Source organism: Pantoea phosphatilytica (genome assembly GCF_051025615.1).
In the GTDB taxonomy this organism is placed as follows: domain Bacteria; phylum Pseudomonadota; class Gammaproteobacteria; order Enterobacterales; family Enterobacteriaceae; genus Pantoea.
The window spans coordinates 144,987-161,776 of record NZ_JBPFDF010000004.1; the positions used below are offsets into that span (position 1 = coordinate 144,987).

Consider the following 16,790-nt stretch of genomic DNA (forward strand, 5'->3'; position numbering starts at 1 on the left):
ATGCGCAGAGCCACAGGGAGAAGGGCACCTCAGAAAATGCAGCCGGAAAGGTTTCAGTTGCAGCCATCGTTCAGGGCAGAGAATCTCGCAGGAATAAACTTCCGCCCGGTACCGCCTTCCGTGCCAGCTGGGGGTTTAAGGTTATAATCAGGTCTGTGCGACGGGTATTCAGTTTGTTAAATATCGTCAGTCACGTCGGAGCCGACCGCCATGTACACAATGATTAAACCCTCCTTTACCGCCGTCTGGTCTACAGACGCACAGGGTGTCTGTATCGCCAGTCAGGAAAGTCCTGCCGGCGTGATGCCCGAACTCAGGGGTGTCACGCTGAGTTCATGGCTGAGGCTGGCGCAGGCCGATGATGATGCAAAGGTCGCATTGCAGCTCACGGCGGCGCTGGAAGGTCTGACCCCTTTTCACATTGAGGTGCCGATTCACTGTCTGGATGGCAGGACGCGCCGTGTCCTTGTTTCTGGCCTGCCCGATTCGCAGCCTGGCGCCTCTCATCAGCAGTACAGTGGCTTTATCCTTGATGTGACCGGACAGCGCAAAGCACTGGAGGATGCACTGCGCACGGCGGCGGAGTATCGTCTGTTAATCGAAAACAGCACCGATCTGATCGCCCACTGCGATGCGCAGGGCCGGTACGTTTCCATCTCCCCCTCCTATTGCGAAATGATCGGCTGGACCGCAGAAGAGGTGATTGGTCGCCGGGTGGTGGATTTACTGCATCCCGACGATCGTCAGCCCGCTACGGAAGCGCTGGCTACGCTCTTCAGCGGTGGCGTGCTGCCGGATGTGGTGGAGGTGCGCAAACTGCATCGCGACGGCCATTACATGATCGTGGGTACTAAAGCCTGTGGCGTGACCAATCCCTCAACGGGCAAAAATATCGGTGCCGTGCTGGTATCCCGCGACATCTCGCGAGACAAAGAGAAGTTGCGCGATCTTGAAAAGCTGGCAACGCTGGACCAGCTGACCGGACTGCATAATCGCGCCTGGATCAACAACAGGGTTGAGCAGATGCTGGCCAGGAGGGATGAACAGGGCTATACCACGGTGATGTTCATCGATCTCAACGGCTTTAAGGCGGTAAACGATCTGATGGGGCACGCGACAGGGGATGCGTTACTGCAGCAGGTCAGTAAACGGCTGCAACGCTGTATGCGTCCCGGTGACGCGGTGGCACGGCTGGGGGGCGATGAGTTTGTGGTGGCAGCCCGATGCACGGACCGTGAAGCGGCGGCGTCAATCGCCCTGCGTATCAACAGTAGCCTGCAAAAGCCCTTTACCATTAATAACGTGGAGGTACGCATCGGCGCCGCGATTGGTATCAGCTTTGCCCGCTCTGGCACCGCCTCCGCAAAAATGTTATTTGAAAATGCGGATAAGGCAATGTATCAGGCTAAAGCTCGCCGTGACGGCACCTGGCAGTTTTTTGATTTACCGCCTCAGTCCGCTGGCGAGTAAATGACGGCTGGCGGGGTCATTTCCGCCTTCCCCGCGTGGCTCTGTGCCCGACAGAGGAGCCTGATGCCTTTCCTGACCGAAACAGAGCAGGGATCAGGTCCGGCCCTGATAAACGCGGGACACATCCGTCAATGGGATCCGCCGGCGGCGAGAGCGCGGCGCGGCATCTGCCTTTTCAGACCCTGGCGAGCTCAACTTTGCGCCGCTGCGCGCGAATTTATTCAATTCCGTTTTCACCTTCGGCGTCATAGGCCGCCTGCGCCTGTTCCAGTGTCGCTCCATGTTGCTTTGCCCAGCCGACCAGCGCGACAAAAGGGGTCTGCAGAGTCTGGCCCAGCGGCGTAATCGCATATTCGACGGCCACGGGCGATGAGGCAATCACCCTGCGGCTCACTAATCCATTACGTTCCAGTCGCCGCAGGGCTTCTGTCAGAGACTTATGGGTAATCGGATCGAGTCTGCGCTTGATCGCGTTAAAGCGTGCGGGCTGAGTGCACAGCACGGTCAGGATCAGAACCGACCATTTGTTCGCCACCTGTTCCAGGATAGGGCGGGTACTGTTGATTTCGGCCAGCAGTGTCGTGATGTCGGTTGTCACAGGGTTTCCTCGTGGATATCTGGTATACATCAGGTGCGTAATTGACACTAAATATACAAAATATATCATCAGGTGTCTAACATCCGTCTGGAGTCACCCTGATGAAACTACGTGGAAAAGTTGCCCTGATTACCGGCGGCAGCAGCGGTATTGGCCTCGCTATTGCCCGTCGATTTGCCCTGGAAGGCGCCCGGGTCTTTATTACCGGCCGCCGCGAAACGCAGCTGGCTGAGGCTGTTGCTTCGATCGATGGGCAGATCGAGACCATCGCCGGCGATCTCACCCATGCTGACGATCTTGCGCAGCTGTTCGATACGCTGCAGGCCAGAGCTGGCCGTCTCGACATCCTCGTCAGCTCATCGGGTGTGGCAGAACCGGCGAGCCTGGATGAAACGACGGAGGCGCACTTTGACCGAGCCTTTAATCTGAACGTGCGGGCCATGGTGCTGACGGTGCAGCGTGCGATGCGGCTTATGGGGGAGGGCAGCGCCATCGTGCTGGTAGGTTCGATCGCAGGCAGCATGGCGAATCCGGGTTACGGCACCTATTCCGCCAGCAAGGCCGCGGTGCGATCTTACGCCCGAACCTGGAGTCATGAGCTGGCCCCGCGCGGCATCCGGGTCAATACCCTTAGCCCCGGCCCGACCGACACGCCGATGTTTGATCAGGCAAGCGACGACGTCAGGGAGGCGCTGAGCGCGCAGATACCGGCAAAACGACTGGGTCAGCCCGATGAGGTCGCGTCAGCGGCGCTGTTCCTGGCCTGCGACGAGAGCCGCTATATCAGCGGCACGGAACTGGTGATTGATGGCGGCATGTCTGCATAGCAAGGCTTTGTGCTGACGCTGCCCGCGCTCCGCACAGGAGGGCGGACAGCGCCGGGGATCATCGCGACAGGGGATGACAGGTTGTCCAGTTATAGTTCACGCTGGCCAGAATCAGCTCGCCGCAGACTTCGCCATAATCCCGGTCCTGATGTTCCAGAAAATAGCGGCGCAGGCTGTCGGGCAGAAAATCGGCGTGGTATCGCAGGATCGTACTGTGCCAGAAAGGGGCGGGCAGTGCCCTGCCGGCATGGCGCATCAGCAGCTCCGCTTTCCAGTCAGACTGCATCACCTGTTCGCAGAAGCTCTGACGCTGGTCAACTGCCGGACTTTCGGGAATGCCTGCCAGCAGTAACTGATTGGGCAGTGCGACCAGGCGAAGATGCCGGATAACCAGTGTGTTTGCGTTATAGCCTGACCAGATAGCCGCAAGTTGCGCCACTTTTTCCGGTAAGGGTTCGCGTTCGTCATAGAGCGGTAAAGTCAGTGGCAGAAAGGTAAAGTGAAAGCCCCGGACGGGCAGAATATCGGCCAGAGGATCGTGCTGAAAACGTTGCTGTAACGCATCAAGAAGCCGTGATACAGCCGCCGATAACGGCGGCTGAATGCCCGTCGCAAGGGCAAGCTTTACCGGATCATAGTAATGACCCTCTTTTACCTTCCCGATCTCTGAATTTTTCGCCCATGTCGCGACCGTTTTCTCATTGGCTGAACGGTATATCTCTTCCAGAGTGGCTGGTTTCACAACAGACCCCGAAACAATGACATCATCATCTTCCTTAGGTGGTTAAGAGGTAGCAATCACGTTGTGGCGAAACCGCAATTGAAGTCCAATGCCACGACCGAATGCTGGGCGCCTGACGCATCTCTCACAGGGTATTCTGCAATCGCGCCACTATTCTGCGTCTGCAGACGAAGATAATGACGCAGAGCAGAAGGCTCAGCAACGCCGTGCAGATAAATACTCCGGCACCGGTCCATGCCAGCATCACGCCACCGATTAACGGCCCTGCCGCAATCCCCAGGGTAGACAGCATGGACGCGCCTAGATAGGCCCCCCGGTGCGCTGGCGGCGCCAACTGGTCGAGCAGAATGTTCAGATTTGGCATCAGGATCGCCTCACCCATACTGAACACACAGGTCACCGTGAGCCATATCCAGGCATCCGGAGAACGTACCGAAAAAAAGCAGAGTTGTGATATGGCGAAAATCAAGCCACCCAGCAGAATGCGTTTTGGCAGCGCATAGCCCGCCAGAAACCGCATGATAAAGGTCTGAAACACCAGTACGGTGCACGCGTTGGTCACCAGTATCAGGGTAATCAGCCTGATGGCCTTCTCGCCGTTCAGCAGAAGGAGGTACTGAGGCAGAACCGCTTCGTAATGCATAAACACCACGGTACACAGAATGCTGCACAGCAGCGCCGCAATAAATACCCTGTCCCTGATGATAATGCCCGTTACCTGATGCAGCCTGAGCTTTATCTCGCTCTCTTTCTGCTCTCCCGCCAGTAATGTCCCTGCCGGGATGAACAGCAGCACGTAAACGAAAAAAGGCAGGTAGGAGAGGCCGGTGATCAGGAATGTGCCTTTCTGCGAGGTCAGCCCGAAGGCTATCCCGACCAGAGGACCAAATACGGCCGCGACGTTGATCAGGTAATAACGCATCTGCAGCGCAAGCGCCCGGCGACGGCGATCGCCCAGTAAATCACTCATCAGCGCGCGCAGTGGCGGATCCACCCAGGCAAAGGAGACGCCTATAACCATCAGGCCGGTAATAAACAGCCCCATTCCTGCCGCCTTTGCGAGGATGATGTAGCCCAGGGCCGAAAAGGCACAGCCGAGTAAAAGAATCACGCGTCGGCCAAGTCTGTCCGAGATCTGTCCGCCGTACATGCCGAGCACCACGGAGATCAGAGCGCTGCTGGTCATCGCGCCACCAATGGCGATCGGAGACATGTGGTAGTTCTGTGTCATGATCACGGCAATAAAGGGCCACGCCATAAAATAGCTAAAGCGGATAACCAACGTGAAAAAGAGCAGGGCGTGGACGGTTCCCGGAAACGTCCGCAGCGTCCGAAATAATCCCGGTGTCTGACACGCACCGTCGGCAGGTTCAGATTTCATAAAATATCCTTATATGAGAATGATTAGCGATTCTTTGGGCGTGCAGTCATAAGCGACTAAATAGTAATAATTTTATTCATCCGTCATCGCAACCGGATTGTTAATGAACTGTTGATTTCACCCGCTTATCAGGTAAACACCGTTAACCGAAGAGGAATATAAAGGGAACAGGCCAGCCGGAATCAAAAACGCCGACGGAAGTGCTGAATTAAGGGATGCAGGCAGAGGCGGGGCGGGCAAGAGCCTAAGCAGAGGAACATTGCGCGGCAGACCCGGAGCCGGATAAACCGGCCAGGTCGGGCCTGTTACTGCCTGGTTGGGGGGGCCACCGTGACCTATTTCAGATCAAACAGCCGGAATAATGCTGTCCGGCCTGCATCCGTCACGTTCACCTCACGATACCCCGGTACCCGCGTGAACCATTTCTTTTGCAGAAACAGCGTTAGCAGTGCAGAGCCAGCATTTCCGCCTAAATGATAACGTCGCTCGCTCCAGTCCAGACACGGGCAGCAGGGCCTGCGGCGTGATCGAGGCTCAGGTACGACGCCCATTTTTGCAAAACAGATTTTCCCGGACGAGGTCAGCCCAGAGCCATCAGCTGTCAGCCATTTTTCACGCAGCATGTATTCATAGATACTGACAGCAAGCTCACCTGCAAGATGGTCATAGCAGGTGCGTGCGTAACCGTTTTTGTCGATGAGTCAGGTATGGGGTTGGTGCTGCTTAGCGATAGGCTCATCGCTATCACAATGTATTAGTTATTGATTTTAATAAACTCTAATAATCCTCAATCCGCTTGGGCTTGCATGTTCCCCGCCGGTAAATTCACTTCTGGGGCGTGGTTCACTTTTCGCTGTCGTGCGGGGTAATTAATTACTCACCGTTGCCGATAATAATGATTCCGCATTACCTGCTGCGGGGCTTTATACCAATACCTCCTGTTAACAGGGGAACCTTTTTGCATCAGCGGTATGCCTTCATGCTGATGCCTTACACCATAGGGTAAGTATGAATAACATCAGAATAGGAATCAGGCTCGGCGCTGCCTTCGGCTTTATGGCGCTCCTTGTCATGTTTATGGTGCTCATCGGCATCATAAAAATTAACTCTCTCGGACAGGCCAACGATGAAATATCCGGCAGTCTGTATGTCAAAGCCTCCACATCGCTTTCACTCCGCTACTACACCTCAGATATGAGTCGTCTGGCGCGAAACGCCATCCTCCTGAGCGATGCCACCAAACGTGAAAAAGCTATCAGCGACTATCGCGATGAAAGGCATAAGGTGGACGGTCTGATCACGCTTATCGGCGATCAGCTCAACACACCGCAGGGAAAGGCGATTTATGCCCGTCTTAAAGACCACGCTGCGCTCTTTCTGCCTTTCATTGATGACGTTGTAACCCTGGCGCAACAGGGCAAAAGTGAAGAGGCCACACAGCTGCTTTTCGGCCCCCGTTATCAGACTCAGGGCGACTACATGGCGTCCCTGAAGGAGATGCAGACCTTCCAGGAAGGGCGTATGAGTGCCGCCGCAGCCAAAGCGCGCGACGACCGTGCTGGTGCACTGACGATCATAACCATTGCCGGCGTGGTGGCCCTGCTGCTGGCGGCTATCTCTGCGTGGATCATTACGCGCAGTATCACGCGTCCTCTTCAGGATGCGGTAGAGGCGGCCCAGCGTGTTTCGCGCGGGGATCTCAGTAGTGTGGTTCGCAGCGACCGCCGGGACGAAACCGGCAAACTGCTGACGGCCATCGGTGAGATGCAGGACTCACTGATTAACACCGTCAGCCTGGTGAGGAGCAATGCCGAAAATGTGGCTTCCGCCAGTACCCAGATTGCCCAGGGTAACGCCGATCTCTCGCAGCGGACTGAGGAGCAGGCCAGTGCACTTGAGCAGACGGCCGCGACCATGACACAGCTCGGGATGACCGTTAAAAACAACGCCGATAACGCCCGCCAGGCAGGTCAGCTGGCCGTCAACGTGCGTGACGTCGCCAGTAAAGGCAACGAGGCGACGGTGGCTATTACCGGCACGATGAAATCCATCAGCGAAAGCTCCGGTCGCATCGGTGAAATCACCGCCGTTATCGATGGCATCGCCTTCCAGACCAATATCCTGGCGCTGAATGCCGCAGTTGAAGCCGCACGCGCCGGTGAACATGGCCGCGGCTTTGCGGTCGTCGCCAGCGAGGTCCGGTCACTGGCGCAGCGCAGCGCCTCTGCTGCGGGGGAGATTCGTCAGCTGATTGCAGCTAATGCCACGACCGTCGGACAGGGTAATGAGCTGGTGGTCCATGCTTCTGAGACCATGTCGGGCATTCTCTCTGCGGTCGGGAGACTCACGGATACGGTCGAAGAGATTAATTCAGCCAGTGCCGAACAGGCTCGCGGAATTGAGCAGGTAGGTATAGCCGTAACAGAAATGGATACCAGCACGCAGCAGAATGCCTCGCTGGTTGAAGAGTCAGCCTCTGCGGCATCGAGCCTCAGAGAGCAGGCGGCGCTACTTCTTCAGGCGGTCTCTGTATTCAGCCTGGGAAATCATGCGGCTCCTGGGACTGTTCAGGTTCCGGCTGCCACCGCCAGAGCGTCTGTCCAGACTGCGGTCGTTAAGCCCCGCGAGGAAACCGTGGACGACGGCTGGACGAGCTTCTGATGACGTCACCGCGCCTCAGGCAGGCGCGGTGCGTTTCTAAGCACTGGCTTCCTGATTGAAACAGATAACCTCTCCCGAACAGGTGCCATCGTGAATATCAACGATGACCAGCGCGGCGCAATCTTCGGGTGCCTGAGCGATACGTTCTCCCCTGGCATTCCATGCGGCGCTTTTACCCACCGGTTTCCAGCCTCCTGACGGCCCGCAATAATTCGCCATCAGGGTGGGCAGGGCATAAAGTCTGGCGTAATCCTTAAGCTGCTGCGCATCATTATCATAGCCACCGGCGCTCAACACTGAGTTCAGATAAATTTCAGCACCCTGCTGTACTGTTCGCTCTGCATGAAGTGGCTGTCCGGCATCGGCGCATATTGCTAAGCCCAGATGAAATGCCCTTTCTTCGATAACGCACTCACTGGTGCCTGCTGAAAAATAGTCGGATTCACCCGGATGAAGGTGCATTTTCAGGTAACAGGTAACCGGGCGATGGGATGAAATAACATATGCACCAACAGCAGGCTTTTTCCCTTCAACAGACACTGGCGCGCCTGCAATAATTGTTATGTCATATCTGTCAGACAATGCCTGAAGGGGAGCAAGGCAGGTTTCATCGGAGAGAGCCAGTTCAGCCGCCAGCTCAGGTTCATAACCCGTCAGAGAAAGTTCAGGGAAAATGATAAGATTAACGCCAGCAGAGGCTGCAGATGTCACCAGGAATTCGTGGTGACGCCTGTTTTCTTCGATACAGCCACGCGCCGGGGCAAACTGTCCGGCTGCGATTCTTAACTTTCTCTCAGTTGCGTCCATAGACTGTCCTGTCTGATTAAGGTCTCCGGGTTACCATACGGAAACAGACGTCTGGCGTCATCACTCTGGCCGCGTAAAAAAGACCTGTTAACTTCCGGCACTCAGCGACACCCGGAAGCCAGGCGCAGTACCCTGATCATTACCGGCGCTCAGTTAATCCCGTCGTTTATGCAGAGTGAAATGCAGGAGGATTTAATGGATATCCAGTTTGCGAAGATTACCCCGGACAGCACCGGCTTTGGGCCGCTGAAATCGCAGAGTATAGCCGGGGGATTTAATATGCTGCGTCGGCTGGAAGAAAACTGGCTCAGCGGACATAACCGTTTTGACAGGCCCGGAGAAAAACTGATGGGCGCTTACGCTGGTGGCCTTATGGTCGGCGTATGCGGACTTAATATCGATCCTTTTGTACCGGAAACGGGCATCGGGCGGCTGCGACATTTCTATATAGACAGGGAATGGCGAAACAGGCGGACAGGCAGCCGTCTGCTCAGTGAAATACTCCGGGATGCCGACCGCTGGTTCGATCGGATTAATACCAATGCGCCCTTATCGGCATTTGCTTTCTACGAACAGGTGGGCTTTGTTGCGTTATCGGGCAGAGATAAAGTCACACATCAGTTCTGCCTCAGCCATCCAGCCTGACCGCAAAAGCACCCACTGTCTTACAACTCATATTCATCCATTCTCCAGAAAACGTTTCATACACGTTCTGAAACACGGAATAGAAGGTAGCAATCACAGCAGAAATCCCCTCCATGCTTTCGTTCGCCATCACCCGTATCGCCTCGTTCTTTGAAATAACATATCGGGCACGGAGTTGCCGACATTCAGCGTCTGCTAATTCACGCAATTGGTAAAAAATTTTATCAGTTGTAACGGATAATCGGCTGACCAGAAATTAAAACGCGGCGTGTTGATTAACGATAAGTGCGCATATTTTAGGGGGAAAACCCTGACAGATATACGGAGATTAAACAGTCTTAATTTTTCTGAATACATTCAGCAGCCTTGACTGTTCATACGGTTATTCCAATGCCTCTCCAGTGTTACAAAATTGTTGCTGCCTTCATTTTCAGCGCGTCTATAACGGTAGGGCGTTAGCAAAATAAGACCAGAGATAAACACTATTCTGAGGATGGATGGCTATGAAAACACTGACAAGAAGACACTTTATGGCTTTTGCGGCAGGGGGAACTGTCGCGCTTGCGGCTGGTCAGGCGATGGCTCACGACAATACCGTGAAGACGTTTCCTGCCGGAACGGGTGGCGGAGGACGGGATCCCGGCCCTCATGATCCCGTCCGCGAAGCAGAAAACCCGGATATCGTTAATCCGCCTGCGACAGACAGCGGAACACTGCCGAATCTGCGCTTCTCTTTCAGCGACGCGCACGTTCGCAAGGGAAGCGGTGGCTGGACGCGGCAGGTGACGCAGCGTGAGCTGGGCATCTCTACGACGATTGCGGGCGTCGATATGCGCCTTAATGCAGGGGGCATCCGCGAGCTGCACTGGCACAAGGAGGGCGAATGGGCTTATATGACATACGGCAATGCGCGGGTGACAGCGTTTGACACCAGCGGCGGATGGTTCGTCGACGACATTGCGGCGGGCGATCTCTGGTATTTTCCACCGGGCATTCCCCACTCGATTCAGGGGCTCGGTCCCGATGGCTGCGAGTTTTTACTGGCTTTTGACGACGGCAATTTTGATGAGGACAGCACTTTTCTGCTGTCAGACTGGTTCAGACACATTCCGCCGGAAATTCTCGCCAAAAACTTTAAGGTACCCGTCTCTTCTTTTGCGCATCTTCCTTCGCCTGATGATGAATATATCTTTGCCGGTAATGTGCCGGGCAGCCTGGAATCGGACAGCATAAAAGGCGCCGCGAAGTCGAAAATCCGCTTTACGCACAGGATGCTGGCTCAGGAACCGGTGCGCGCGCCGGGAGGAACTGTCAGGATCACCGACTCATCCAATTTCCCGGTATCTAAAACCATTTCCGCCGCGCTGGTGGAAATTGAGCCGGGCGGCCTACGCGAGCTGCACTGGCACCCTAATAATGATGAGTGGCAGTATTATCTGGAAGGTGAGGGGCGGATGGGGGTCTTTGCCTCGTCCGGTCAGGCAAGAACGTTCGATTATCGCGCCGGAGATGTTGGCTATGTGCCTTTTGCAATGGGACACTACATTGAAAATACCGGTAAAGGGCCGCTGCGTTTTCTTGAGCTGTTTAAAAGCGATTACTATGCCGATATTTCGCTTAACCAGTGGCTGGCGAGCACACCACCTGAACTTGTCCGGCAGCATCTGCACCTGGATGATGAGTTTATGAACATGCTCTCCCTTAAAAAGAACCCGGTAGTGAAGTAAACGGGAAGCGTCTGTGCCTGAATTTCAGGTGCAGACGCCAGTCTGATAAGAGGTGAAAGAAACAGTGTGCTTTGAGTGAGAAGCGGACGTCAAACCTATGGGATAAAGATGTTATTCCGTATTAGACCTACTATCTATATTGCGCTCTGGAAGTCAGGCCAGTGAAATGTTCCGCCACCCTATCCGTTAACTCAAAAATACAATCGAGATGTGTACTCTCTGCTACAACCCGAATGCTTACATTCGGATTGCCGCAGCTCCTGAAAAATTTATCCATACGGCTTACATCAAACAGTTCATCATGCTCAGCGAGCATGACTGTTACCGGAATAGAGATTTCTTTAAGTTGCCTTTCGGGATTACGAGGGGTAAGGGCGTTAGCCATATTAACGCTGTACGTATGAACAAAGTCAGGCCTCGCATTGATTACCTCACAGGGGAAATTAAGCCTTACTCCTGCACGACGTCCACACAAAAAACCTGCACTCATTGCATTGACTATGAAACTCAAACGGTTTATCGATGCAAAGGGAGAGGAAAAGTCGCGGTTCAGATCCGGAGGTGAAAAAGGACCTAATGCTGGGGCCAGCAGGATCAGGCTTTCAACACTCCTCGATTGAGAGTATTGAGTGAAGTAATTTATCAGCATGCCGCCTCCACTGGAATGGCCAAGCAAGTGAATTCTGGCATCACAAAAAGAGGTTCGGACATAATCAATGACAACATCTATATCCCGCCAGATTTGAACCGGACTGGAAGCTTCTCCCCGGACACCAACTGAACGACCGTGCCCACGGATATCGACGAGACAAACACAGACGGGCAGATCGTAACTCAACTGTCGTGCAAGAATGTCGTAGCCTGCGTCAGAGTTTACCCCGCCACCATGGTAGACAATAAGAACCTCATTGAGATCTGCCACTGGCGCGTATACCCGGATATATAAATCATTGATCCGGCACTCGGTGATGTTATCAGATGGGAGTGATGAAGCGTCAAACTGCTCATAACGCTCGACAAAACGCATGAAGTCAATCACGTCCTGAATTCCTTATTTAATTCGATTCACTACCTGTGAATTTGTGACATGAAGCATGCACCATTTCCTTCATGCACGAGATTTATTTTACATAAAAGTGGCTGGGCGCACCCCTGCGGGCACTCTCCACGCGTTTCTGACGCGGGCGGACTAAAAGCGGGACCTTTCTTGCCCGTATTCTAAAAAACTGTCCTGAAGATTTCAGCGCGTCTGCATGGCTATGCAGTGAGCGCTCGTCTCGAAAGATTAATGCATGCAGATGCTGAAAACGTCTGCTTCTGGTACGGAGCAGGCATGTCAGCCAGCGTCTACTTTGAGCGAGAAGCGGGCATCGAGACTCGGAGAGTATTTCTGATAAGATAAGACATTGATGAGAAAGCACTCAATTTCCAGCGTTTGGCGAAGACAATGAAATGGAGGCGTAATGTTCACCCCGGAGTTTATAAATGAAGAACGCGGCGTGTTTCTACTTTTGTCCAACCACAGTCTGGCATCACCGGAATCAATAAGACTCAGTATTGCATACAATATTGCCAGAATAAGCTGGGGACTATCGCAGCTTCCACCGCACATTCAAACTTGCCGGGTCGTCTATGACATCAGAGGGCAGTCTATCCCTGATCAGGCTCAGGCCTTGGTCAGGCAAGCGCTTGAGCAGGTAGCGATTGTGGAGTTTAGAAGCTGTTGGGACTCCAGTTAATTATCAAAGCAGAGCGTAACAAGATAGAAAAAGCATTGGGAGCGCTGATATCAGAATGTGAAATATTTCCGGTCGCTGAAGGCCTTTTCGGTATTTCTATTTCAGAGCGAAGTCTCTTATCTGCGGGTGAAGTTGCCGTTCTAAAAAAACTCGAACCACTCACACGTTTTGACCTGTGGCACGGAGCCTGGCAAGAATCCAGGCGACGTTGGCTTTGGTGAGCTTCAGCGCTGAGCGAGGTAAGGAAGTCGCATTGCATGTCGGGCGTAGATCCCCGGTTTTCATTAGCAAAGCGGTTAAAGTTCTCAATATTGAAATATCAATGTCCGCGTCTGGCACAAAGCGGACGGTGACAGCTTTATCTCCACGATGAGCGAACAGCGGGCCACGCTGTTAGGGTAATGCCATTAATCATCGGCTTTCTGCCATTGCGCATAATAAGGCGTATCCTGATTTTCACTGAGCCACGGGGCATCATGAGAGTACCAGATATATGAAATTGCCGCAGAAAAAGGTGGCTCATCCAGGGTTGCCACGCGCACGATGACGTGGCCCTGATGCGGCCTCTCTGCCATCAGGTTTGAGCCGCAGAGTGAACAGAGATGACGCAATTTATCCGGGGAAGAGGCATATGAACTGAGGTACTCACTTCCCTTTAGCCATCTGAAATGTTCACGTTTTACCCCCGCTGCCGGGACATATGGGGCGGCGTGTGCTTTTCTGCAGGTATGACAGTGACAGTTCAGAATCCCCTCTTCCATTACATCGCATTCATACTGGATTTTCTTACACAGACAGCTTCCTTTCATAACGGCTCCTGATAGCAGTCAGACATCTCCTGAAACGTCATACTTAACCAGTCCTGATTAAGTTAACAATGCTTTAACACCCTTCAGGGGTGATGACTCTCTATTGATTATCTGCTTTTGCCGTCAGCCCGACCTGACGATGCTTCCGGCTCCCGCCAGCCAATCCTGGCTGTCCGCACCCCCGCGTTTCGTTCAGGCTGAACAGCTCTCAGCGGCACGCTCATCCACGTTAAGGTTTTTTTAATCTTCGACGGTAAGAATGAAGGTCGCTCTTTTTCTAACCCGTCTGGCCGTTTTGCAATCGTCATTTACTGGCCTCTGACCAGGGGCCTTTGTTGCCGGAATGCATTGCCGGACATGCCTGCTGAAAAGCTGTCTCGGGACAGATGTCTGCTTCGGGTTTGTATGGCGCAGGCGCTGTCGTTTTTCAGTAAAAATGTTATTGCATAGTGGCTTTCCGGAGCCAGTCGGCTCACCGCATAACGTTAGTGATATTAGTTTACCTTACTGATTATCGACAATCGCTGGATGCGGAGATACAAGCCAAAAGAGTGACAGTCTCGCTCTGCCCGTCATTGCAAATGGCTTAACCGGCGTGTCAGTGAAGGAAATATATGCGACGTCACTCCCGACGCATGAAAAATCTGCTGTTCGGCAAGTTGACATTTTGTGTTATTTGGATATTTTAATATAAGTTATTCTTAACCTTTAACAGACTGGCGGACTGGTAAATGCGTATTCTGATATTTGATAAAAATCAGGCTTCCTCCCGCTTTGCCCCGGCGTTGATCTCACGGCTGGGATTTGTGACCGATACCTTTTCAGACACGGATAACGCACTGCGTTCGCTTAAAAAATTCTCTCCTGACGTGTTTATCATCAGCACACATTTGCTTTGTGAGCAGCACTGCGCGCTGATCAGACGTTACCGCAAAAGGGGATTTACAACGCCGGTGATCGTCACCGCAGCTGATAGCACGCAGGCTCTGAGGATCGCAGCCTACGAAGCCGGCGCGGATGACATTGTTTCCGATGAGATTGAGCCTGAAGAGTTTGTCGCGCGTATCAGCGCCATCGACCGCCGCAGCCGGGGGATTGCCTCAAGCCGGATAAGGCTGCCGCCTTATGAGCTCGATCTAACGGGGAAACAGGTATTAAGAAATGGCACGCAGGTCGAGCTGACCAACTTCGAGTATCTGGTTGCTGAGTTCCTGATGAAGCGAAATGGGAAAGTCGTGACGCGGGATGAACTGATGGGCCAGCTTTACGCGGATGCTGACCTGCGCAATCAGGATGTGGTTAACGTTCTGATTTGTCGGCTCAAGAAAAAACTGTGCCGGGATTCCGGGTTTCAGATCCAGAGTATCCGCGGGCTTGGATATGTCTTCCGGCAGCAGCTATAGCGGCCCGACTCTGAGCCGGTTCGCGTAAGCTAACGCGGGCGAGTCCCGCATCGCGAGCGATTGCTCAGGGCCGGGCGTCGGTGTCATGCCGGACAATCTGCGTGGCAGGGCCGGGCAGACGGAATCTCCGCCTCTCTTTTAGCGCGGAGTCAGTGATATCGGTTTCAGCAGAGGCCTGCTTATCACGCCGCGCCATAAAAAAGGGCCTGCGCCGCAGGCCCCGAAAGTTAACGCAGCCTCAGCTGCTTCTGAACGTCACCACCGGAAAGCGTGATCGCTCATCCATGGCCCCAATGGCCCTGTTCCCGGCCGTCCGGGCCGCAGACGCACGGACCAGGCGGGCTGAGGATGATCCGATCACCCGGTATTCAGGATGCCACTCCTGAGAATCAATGACCGCTCAGCAGTTTTTCCGCTTCTTCGGGTTTTTCATGCACGCCGAAACGATCGACGAGCGTCCGGGTCGCGTCATTCATCCCTCTGATTTCCACCACGGCGCCTTCCTGGCGGAACTTAATCACAATACGATCCAGCGCGCTGACCGACGTGATGTCCCAGAAATGGGCGTGCGTCACGTCGATGATTACGCGCTTCAGCGGCTCGCGAAAGTCGAAGTGGCGGGTGAAGCGATCGGCCGAAGCAAAGAAGACCTGACCGGTAACCGTATAGGTCCGGGTCTCCTCTTTCCGCTCAGAGGTGACTGCCATAAAGCGGGCTACCTTCGTGGCGAAGTTCAGGGACGCAATCAGTACACCGGTCAGCACGCCAAACGCCAGGTTGTGTGTTGCCACCACCACGGCAACGGTCGCCAGCATCACCACGCTGGTTGAAAGCGGATGCGTGCGCAGGTTCGCAATCGAACGCCATGAGAAGGTGCCGATAGAAACCATGATCATCACCGCCACCAGCGCGGCCATAGGGATCTGCGACACCCAGTCGCGCAGGAACACCACCATCAACAGCAGCACCACGCCCGCCGTCAGCGTGGAGAGTCGCCCGCGACCGCCCGACCTGACGTTAATCACCGACTGACCAATCATCGCGCAGCCCGCCATCCCGCCAATAAACGACGTGCAGATATTGGCGATGCCCTGCGCCTTGCACTCGCGGTTCTTATCGCTCGGCGTGTCGGTCATGTCATCCACAATGGTGGCCGTCATCATGGACTCCAGCAGTCCGACCACGGCGAGTCCCGCTGAGTAGGGCAGGATAATCAGCAGGGTATTAAGGTTAAGCGGGATGTCCGGAAGGAGGAACACCGGCAGGCTGTCCGGCAGTTTGCCCATGTCACCCACCGTGCGCACATCCAGATGCAGCCACATGGAAATCGAGGTCAGCACAACGATGCAGACCAGCGGGGAGGGAAGGGTTTTATTCAGGAGGGGGAAGAGATAAATAATCGCCAGACCGGCAGCCGTGAGCGCGTAGACGTGCCAGGTCACGTGGGTCAGCTCCGGCAGCTGCGCCATGAATATCAGTATGGCCAGCGCATTAACAAATCCGGTCACGACCGAACGGGAGACATAGCGCATCAGGCTGCCAAGCTTCAGGTATCCGGCCATCAGCTGGATGATGCCGGTCAGCACGGAGGCAGCCAGCAGATACTGCAGCCCGTGATCTTTCACCAGCGTGACCATCAGCAGCGCCATCGCGCCGGTGGAGGAGGAGATCATCGCCGGGCGACCGCCCAGAAAGGCCATGACGAGGGGGATGCAGAAGGCGGAATAGAGCCCGACCTGCGGATCGACGCCAGCAATGATAGAAAAGGCGATCGCTTCAGGAATAAGCGCGAGCGCAACCACAGTACCGGCAAGGACGTCACCACGGACGTTACCCAGCCAGTCCTTACGCGTTGAGGACAGCAGCATAGTCATTTCTCAGATTTTAGATACGGTCAGCCCATGAGGGCAGAAAATTCAGGTACGAAAAAGCACATCCGCAGACGGGATGTTATTGAGTGCGCGACTGAGATGTCTCAGTG

The 16,790-nt window shown here is 54.3% G+C and carries 13 protein-coding genes and 1 pseudogene; 6 read left to right on the forward strand and 8 right to left on the reverse strand.

Annotated features, from left to right (window positions below; genetic code table 11):
* Positions 1-210: 210 nt before the first annotated feature.
* Positions 211-1,470, forward strand: coding sequence for a diguanylate cyclase domain-containing protein (locus ACR6AS_RS15680; protein ID WP_418798871.1), 1,260 nt, complete (start codon positions 211-213; stop codon positions 1,468-1,470).
* Positions 1,471-1,687: 217 nt separating this feature from the next.
* Here ACR6AS_RS15680 and ACR6AS_RS15685 read toward each other — a convergent pair whose 3' ends face one another.
* Positions 1,688-2,068, reverse strand: a complete 381-nt coding sequence (locus ACR6AS_RS15685; protein WP_293772547.1) for a winged helix-turn-helix transcriptional regulator — start codon at positions 2,066-2,068, stop codon at positions 1,688-1,690.
* Between the two features lie 98 nt (positions 2,069-2,166).
* Here ACR6AS_RS15685 and ACR6AS_RS15690 point away from each other — a divergent pair, with 98 nt between their 5' ends.
* Positions 2,167-2,895 carry an SDR family NAD(P)-dependent oxidoreductase gene (locus ACR6AS_RS15690; protein WP_111138949.1) on the forward strand — a complete coding sequence of 243 codons (729 nt, stop codon included), beginning with the start codon at positions 2,167-2,169 and terminating at the stop codon, positions 2,893-2,895.
* A gap of 58 nt (positions 2,896-2,953) precedes the next feature.
* Here the strand turns inward: ACR6AS_RS15690 and ACR6AS_RS15695 are convergent, their stop codons facing one another.
* The 3 genes and pseudogenes from ACR6AS_RS15695 to ACR6AS_RS15705 all read right to left on the reverse strand — a co-directional run.
* Complete coding sequence (locus ACR6AS_RS15695) at positions 2,954-3,637, reverse strand: hypothetical protein (protein ID WP_434162888.1); 684 nt, start codon at positions 3,635-3,637, stop codon at positions 2,954-2,956.
* Between the two features lie 124 nt (positions 3,638-3,761).
* Entirely contained in the window at positions 3,762-5,018 is a 1,257-nt protein-coding gene (locus ACR6AS_RS15700; protein WP_293772543.1) for an MFS transporter, read from the reverse strand.
* A 335-nt stretch (positions 5,019-5,353) separates the two neighbouring features.
* Positions 5,354-5,701, reverse strand: a pseudogene (locus tag ACR6AS_RS15705) (transcriptional regulator); the annotation flags it as partial.
* Positions 5,702-6,026: 325 nt separating this feature from the next.
* Between ACR6AS_RS15705 and ACR6AS_RS15710 the strand changes: the two are divergent.
* Entirely contained in the window at positions 6,027-7,679 is a 1,653-nt protein-coding gene (locus ACR6AS_RS15710; RefSeq protein ID WP_434162892.1) for a methyl-accepting chemotaxis protein, read from the forward strand.
* Positions 7,680-7,715: 36 nt separating this feature from the next.
* On the opposite strand, the gene ACR6AS_RS15715 is transcribed toward ACR6AS_RS15710, so the two are convergent.
* Positions 7,716-8,486, reverse strand: coding sequence for a carbon-nitrogen hydrolase family protein (locus ACR6AS_RS15715; protein WP_434162894.1), 771 nt, complete (start codon positions 8,484-8,486; stop codon positions 7,716-7,718).
* A gap of 195 nt (positions 8,487-8,681) precedes the next feature.
* Here ACR6AS_RS15715 and ACR6AS_RS15720 point away from each other — a divergent pair, with 195 nt between their 5' ends.
* The gene (locus ACR6AS_RS15720) at positions 8,682-9,131 is read left to right on the forward strand and encodes a GNAT family N-acetyltransferase (protein ID WP_293772526.1); all 450 of its coding nucleotides are present in this window, start codon (positions 8,682-8,684) and stop codon (positions 9,129-9,131) included.
* Between the two features lie 503 nt (positions 9,132-9,634).
* On the forward strand, positions 9,635-10,858 hold the full coding sequence (locus ACR6AS_RS15725; RefSeq protein ID WP_375717758.1) for a cupin domain-containing protein: 1,224 nt from the start codon (positions 9,635-9,637) through the stop codon (positions 10,856-10,858).
* A 130-nt stretch (positions 10,859-10,988) separates the two neighbouring features.
* Here ACR6AS_RS15725 and ACR6AS_RS15730 read toward each other — a convergent pair whose 3' ends face one another.
* Both ACR6AS_RS15730 and ACR6AS_RS15735 read right to left on the reverse strand, forming a co-directional pair.
* On the reverse strand, positions 10,989-11,897 hold the full coding sequence (locus ACR6AS_RS15730; RefSeq protein ID WP_418798853.1) for an alpha/beta hydrolase: 909 nt from the start codon (positions 11,895-11,897) through the stop codon (positions 10,989-10,991).
* A 1,107-nt stretch (positions 11,898-13,004) separates the two neighbouring features.
* Positions 13,005-13,406 (reverse strand): GFA family protein, encoded by a 402-nt coding sequence (locus ACR6AS_RS15735; protein ID WP_434162898.1) that lies wholly within the window; start codon positions 13,404-13,406, stop codon positions 13,005-13,007.
* Between the two features lie 731 nt (positions 13,407-14,137).
* On the opposite strand from ACR6AS_RS15735, the gene ACR6AS_RS15740 reads away from it, so the two are divergent.
* Positions 14,138-14,809 carry a winged helix-turn-helix domain-containing protein gene (locus tag ACR6AS_RS15740; protein ID WP_111138959.1) on the forward strand — a complete coding sequence of 224 codons (672 nt, stop codon included), beginning with the start codon at positions 14,138-14,140 and terminating at the stop codon, positions 14,807-14,809.
* 389 nt (positions 14,810-15,198) lie between these two features.
* Here ACR6AS_RS15740 and ACR6AS_RS15745 read toward each other — a convergent pair whose 3' ends face one another.
* Positions 15,199-16,677, reverse strand: coding sequence for a SulP family inorganic anion transporter (locus ACR6AS_RS15745; RefSeq protein WP_434162901.1), 1,479 nt, complete (start codon positions 16,675-16,677; stop codon positions 15,199-15,201).
* Between the last annotated feature and the right edge of the window lie 113 nt (positions 16,678-16,790).

What these genes read in the sequence shown, in the direction of transcription:
- ACR6AS_RS15725 (WP_375717758.1), top strand. Translation starts at nt 9,635, where the DNA reads ATGAAAACACTGACAAGAAGACACTTTATGGCTTTTGCGGCAGGGGGA.
- ACR6AS_RS15740 (WP_111138959.1), top strand. Translation starts at nt 14,138, where the DNA reads ATGCGTATTCTGATATTTGATAAAAATCAGGCTTCCTCCCGCTTTGCC.
- ACR6AS_RS15735 (WP_434162898.1), bottom strand. Translation starts at nt 13,406, where the DNA reads ATGAAAGGAAGCTGTCTGTGTAAGAAAATCCAGTATGAATGCGATGTA.
- ACR6AS_RS15745 (WP_434162901.1), bottom strand. Translation starts at nt 16,677, where the DNA reads ATGCTGCTGTCCTCAACGCGTAAGGACTGGCTGGGTAACGTCCGTGGT.
- ACR6AS_RS15680 (WP_418798871.1), top strand. Translation starts at nt 211, where the DNA reads ATGTACACAATGATTAAACCCTCCTTTACCGCCGTCTGGTCTACAGAC.
- ACR6AS_RS15700 (WP_293772543.1), bottom strand. Translation starts at nt 5,018, where the DNA reads ATGAAATCTGAACCTGCCGACGGTGCGTGTCAGACACCGGGATTATTT.
- ACR6AS_RS15715 (WP_434162894.1), bottom strand. Translation starts at nt 8,486, where the DNA reads ATGGACGCAACTGAGAGAAAGTTAAGAATCGCAGCCGGACAGTTTGCC.
- ACR6AS_RS15710 (WP_434162892.1), top strand. Translation starts at nt 6,027, where the DNA reads ATGAATAACATCAGAATAGGAATCAGGCTCGGCGCTGCCTTCGGCTTT.
- ACR6AS_RS15720 (WP_293772526.1), top strand. Translation starts at nt 8,682, where the DNA reads ATGGATATCCAGTTTGCGAAGATTACCCCGGACAGCACCGGCTTTGGG.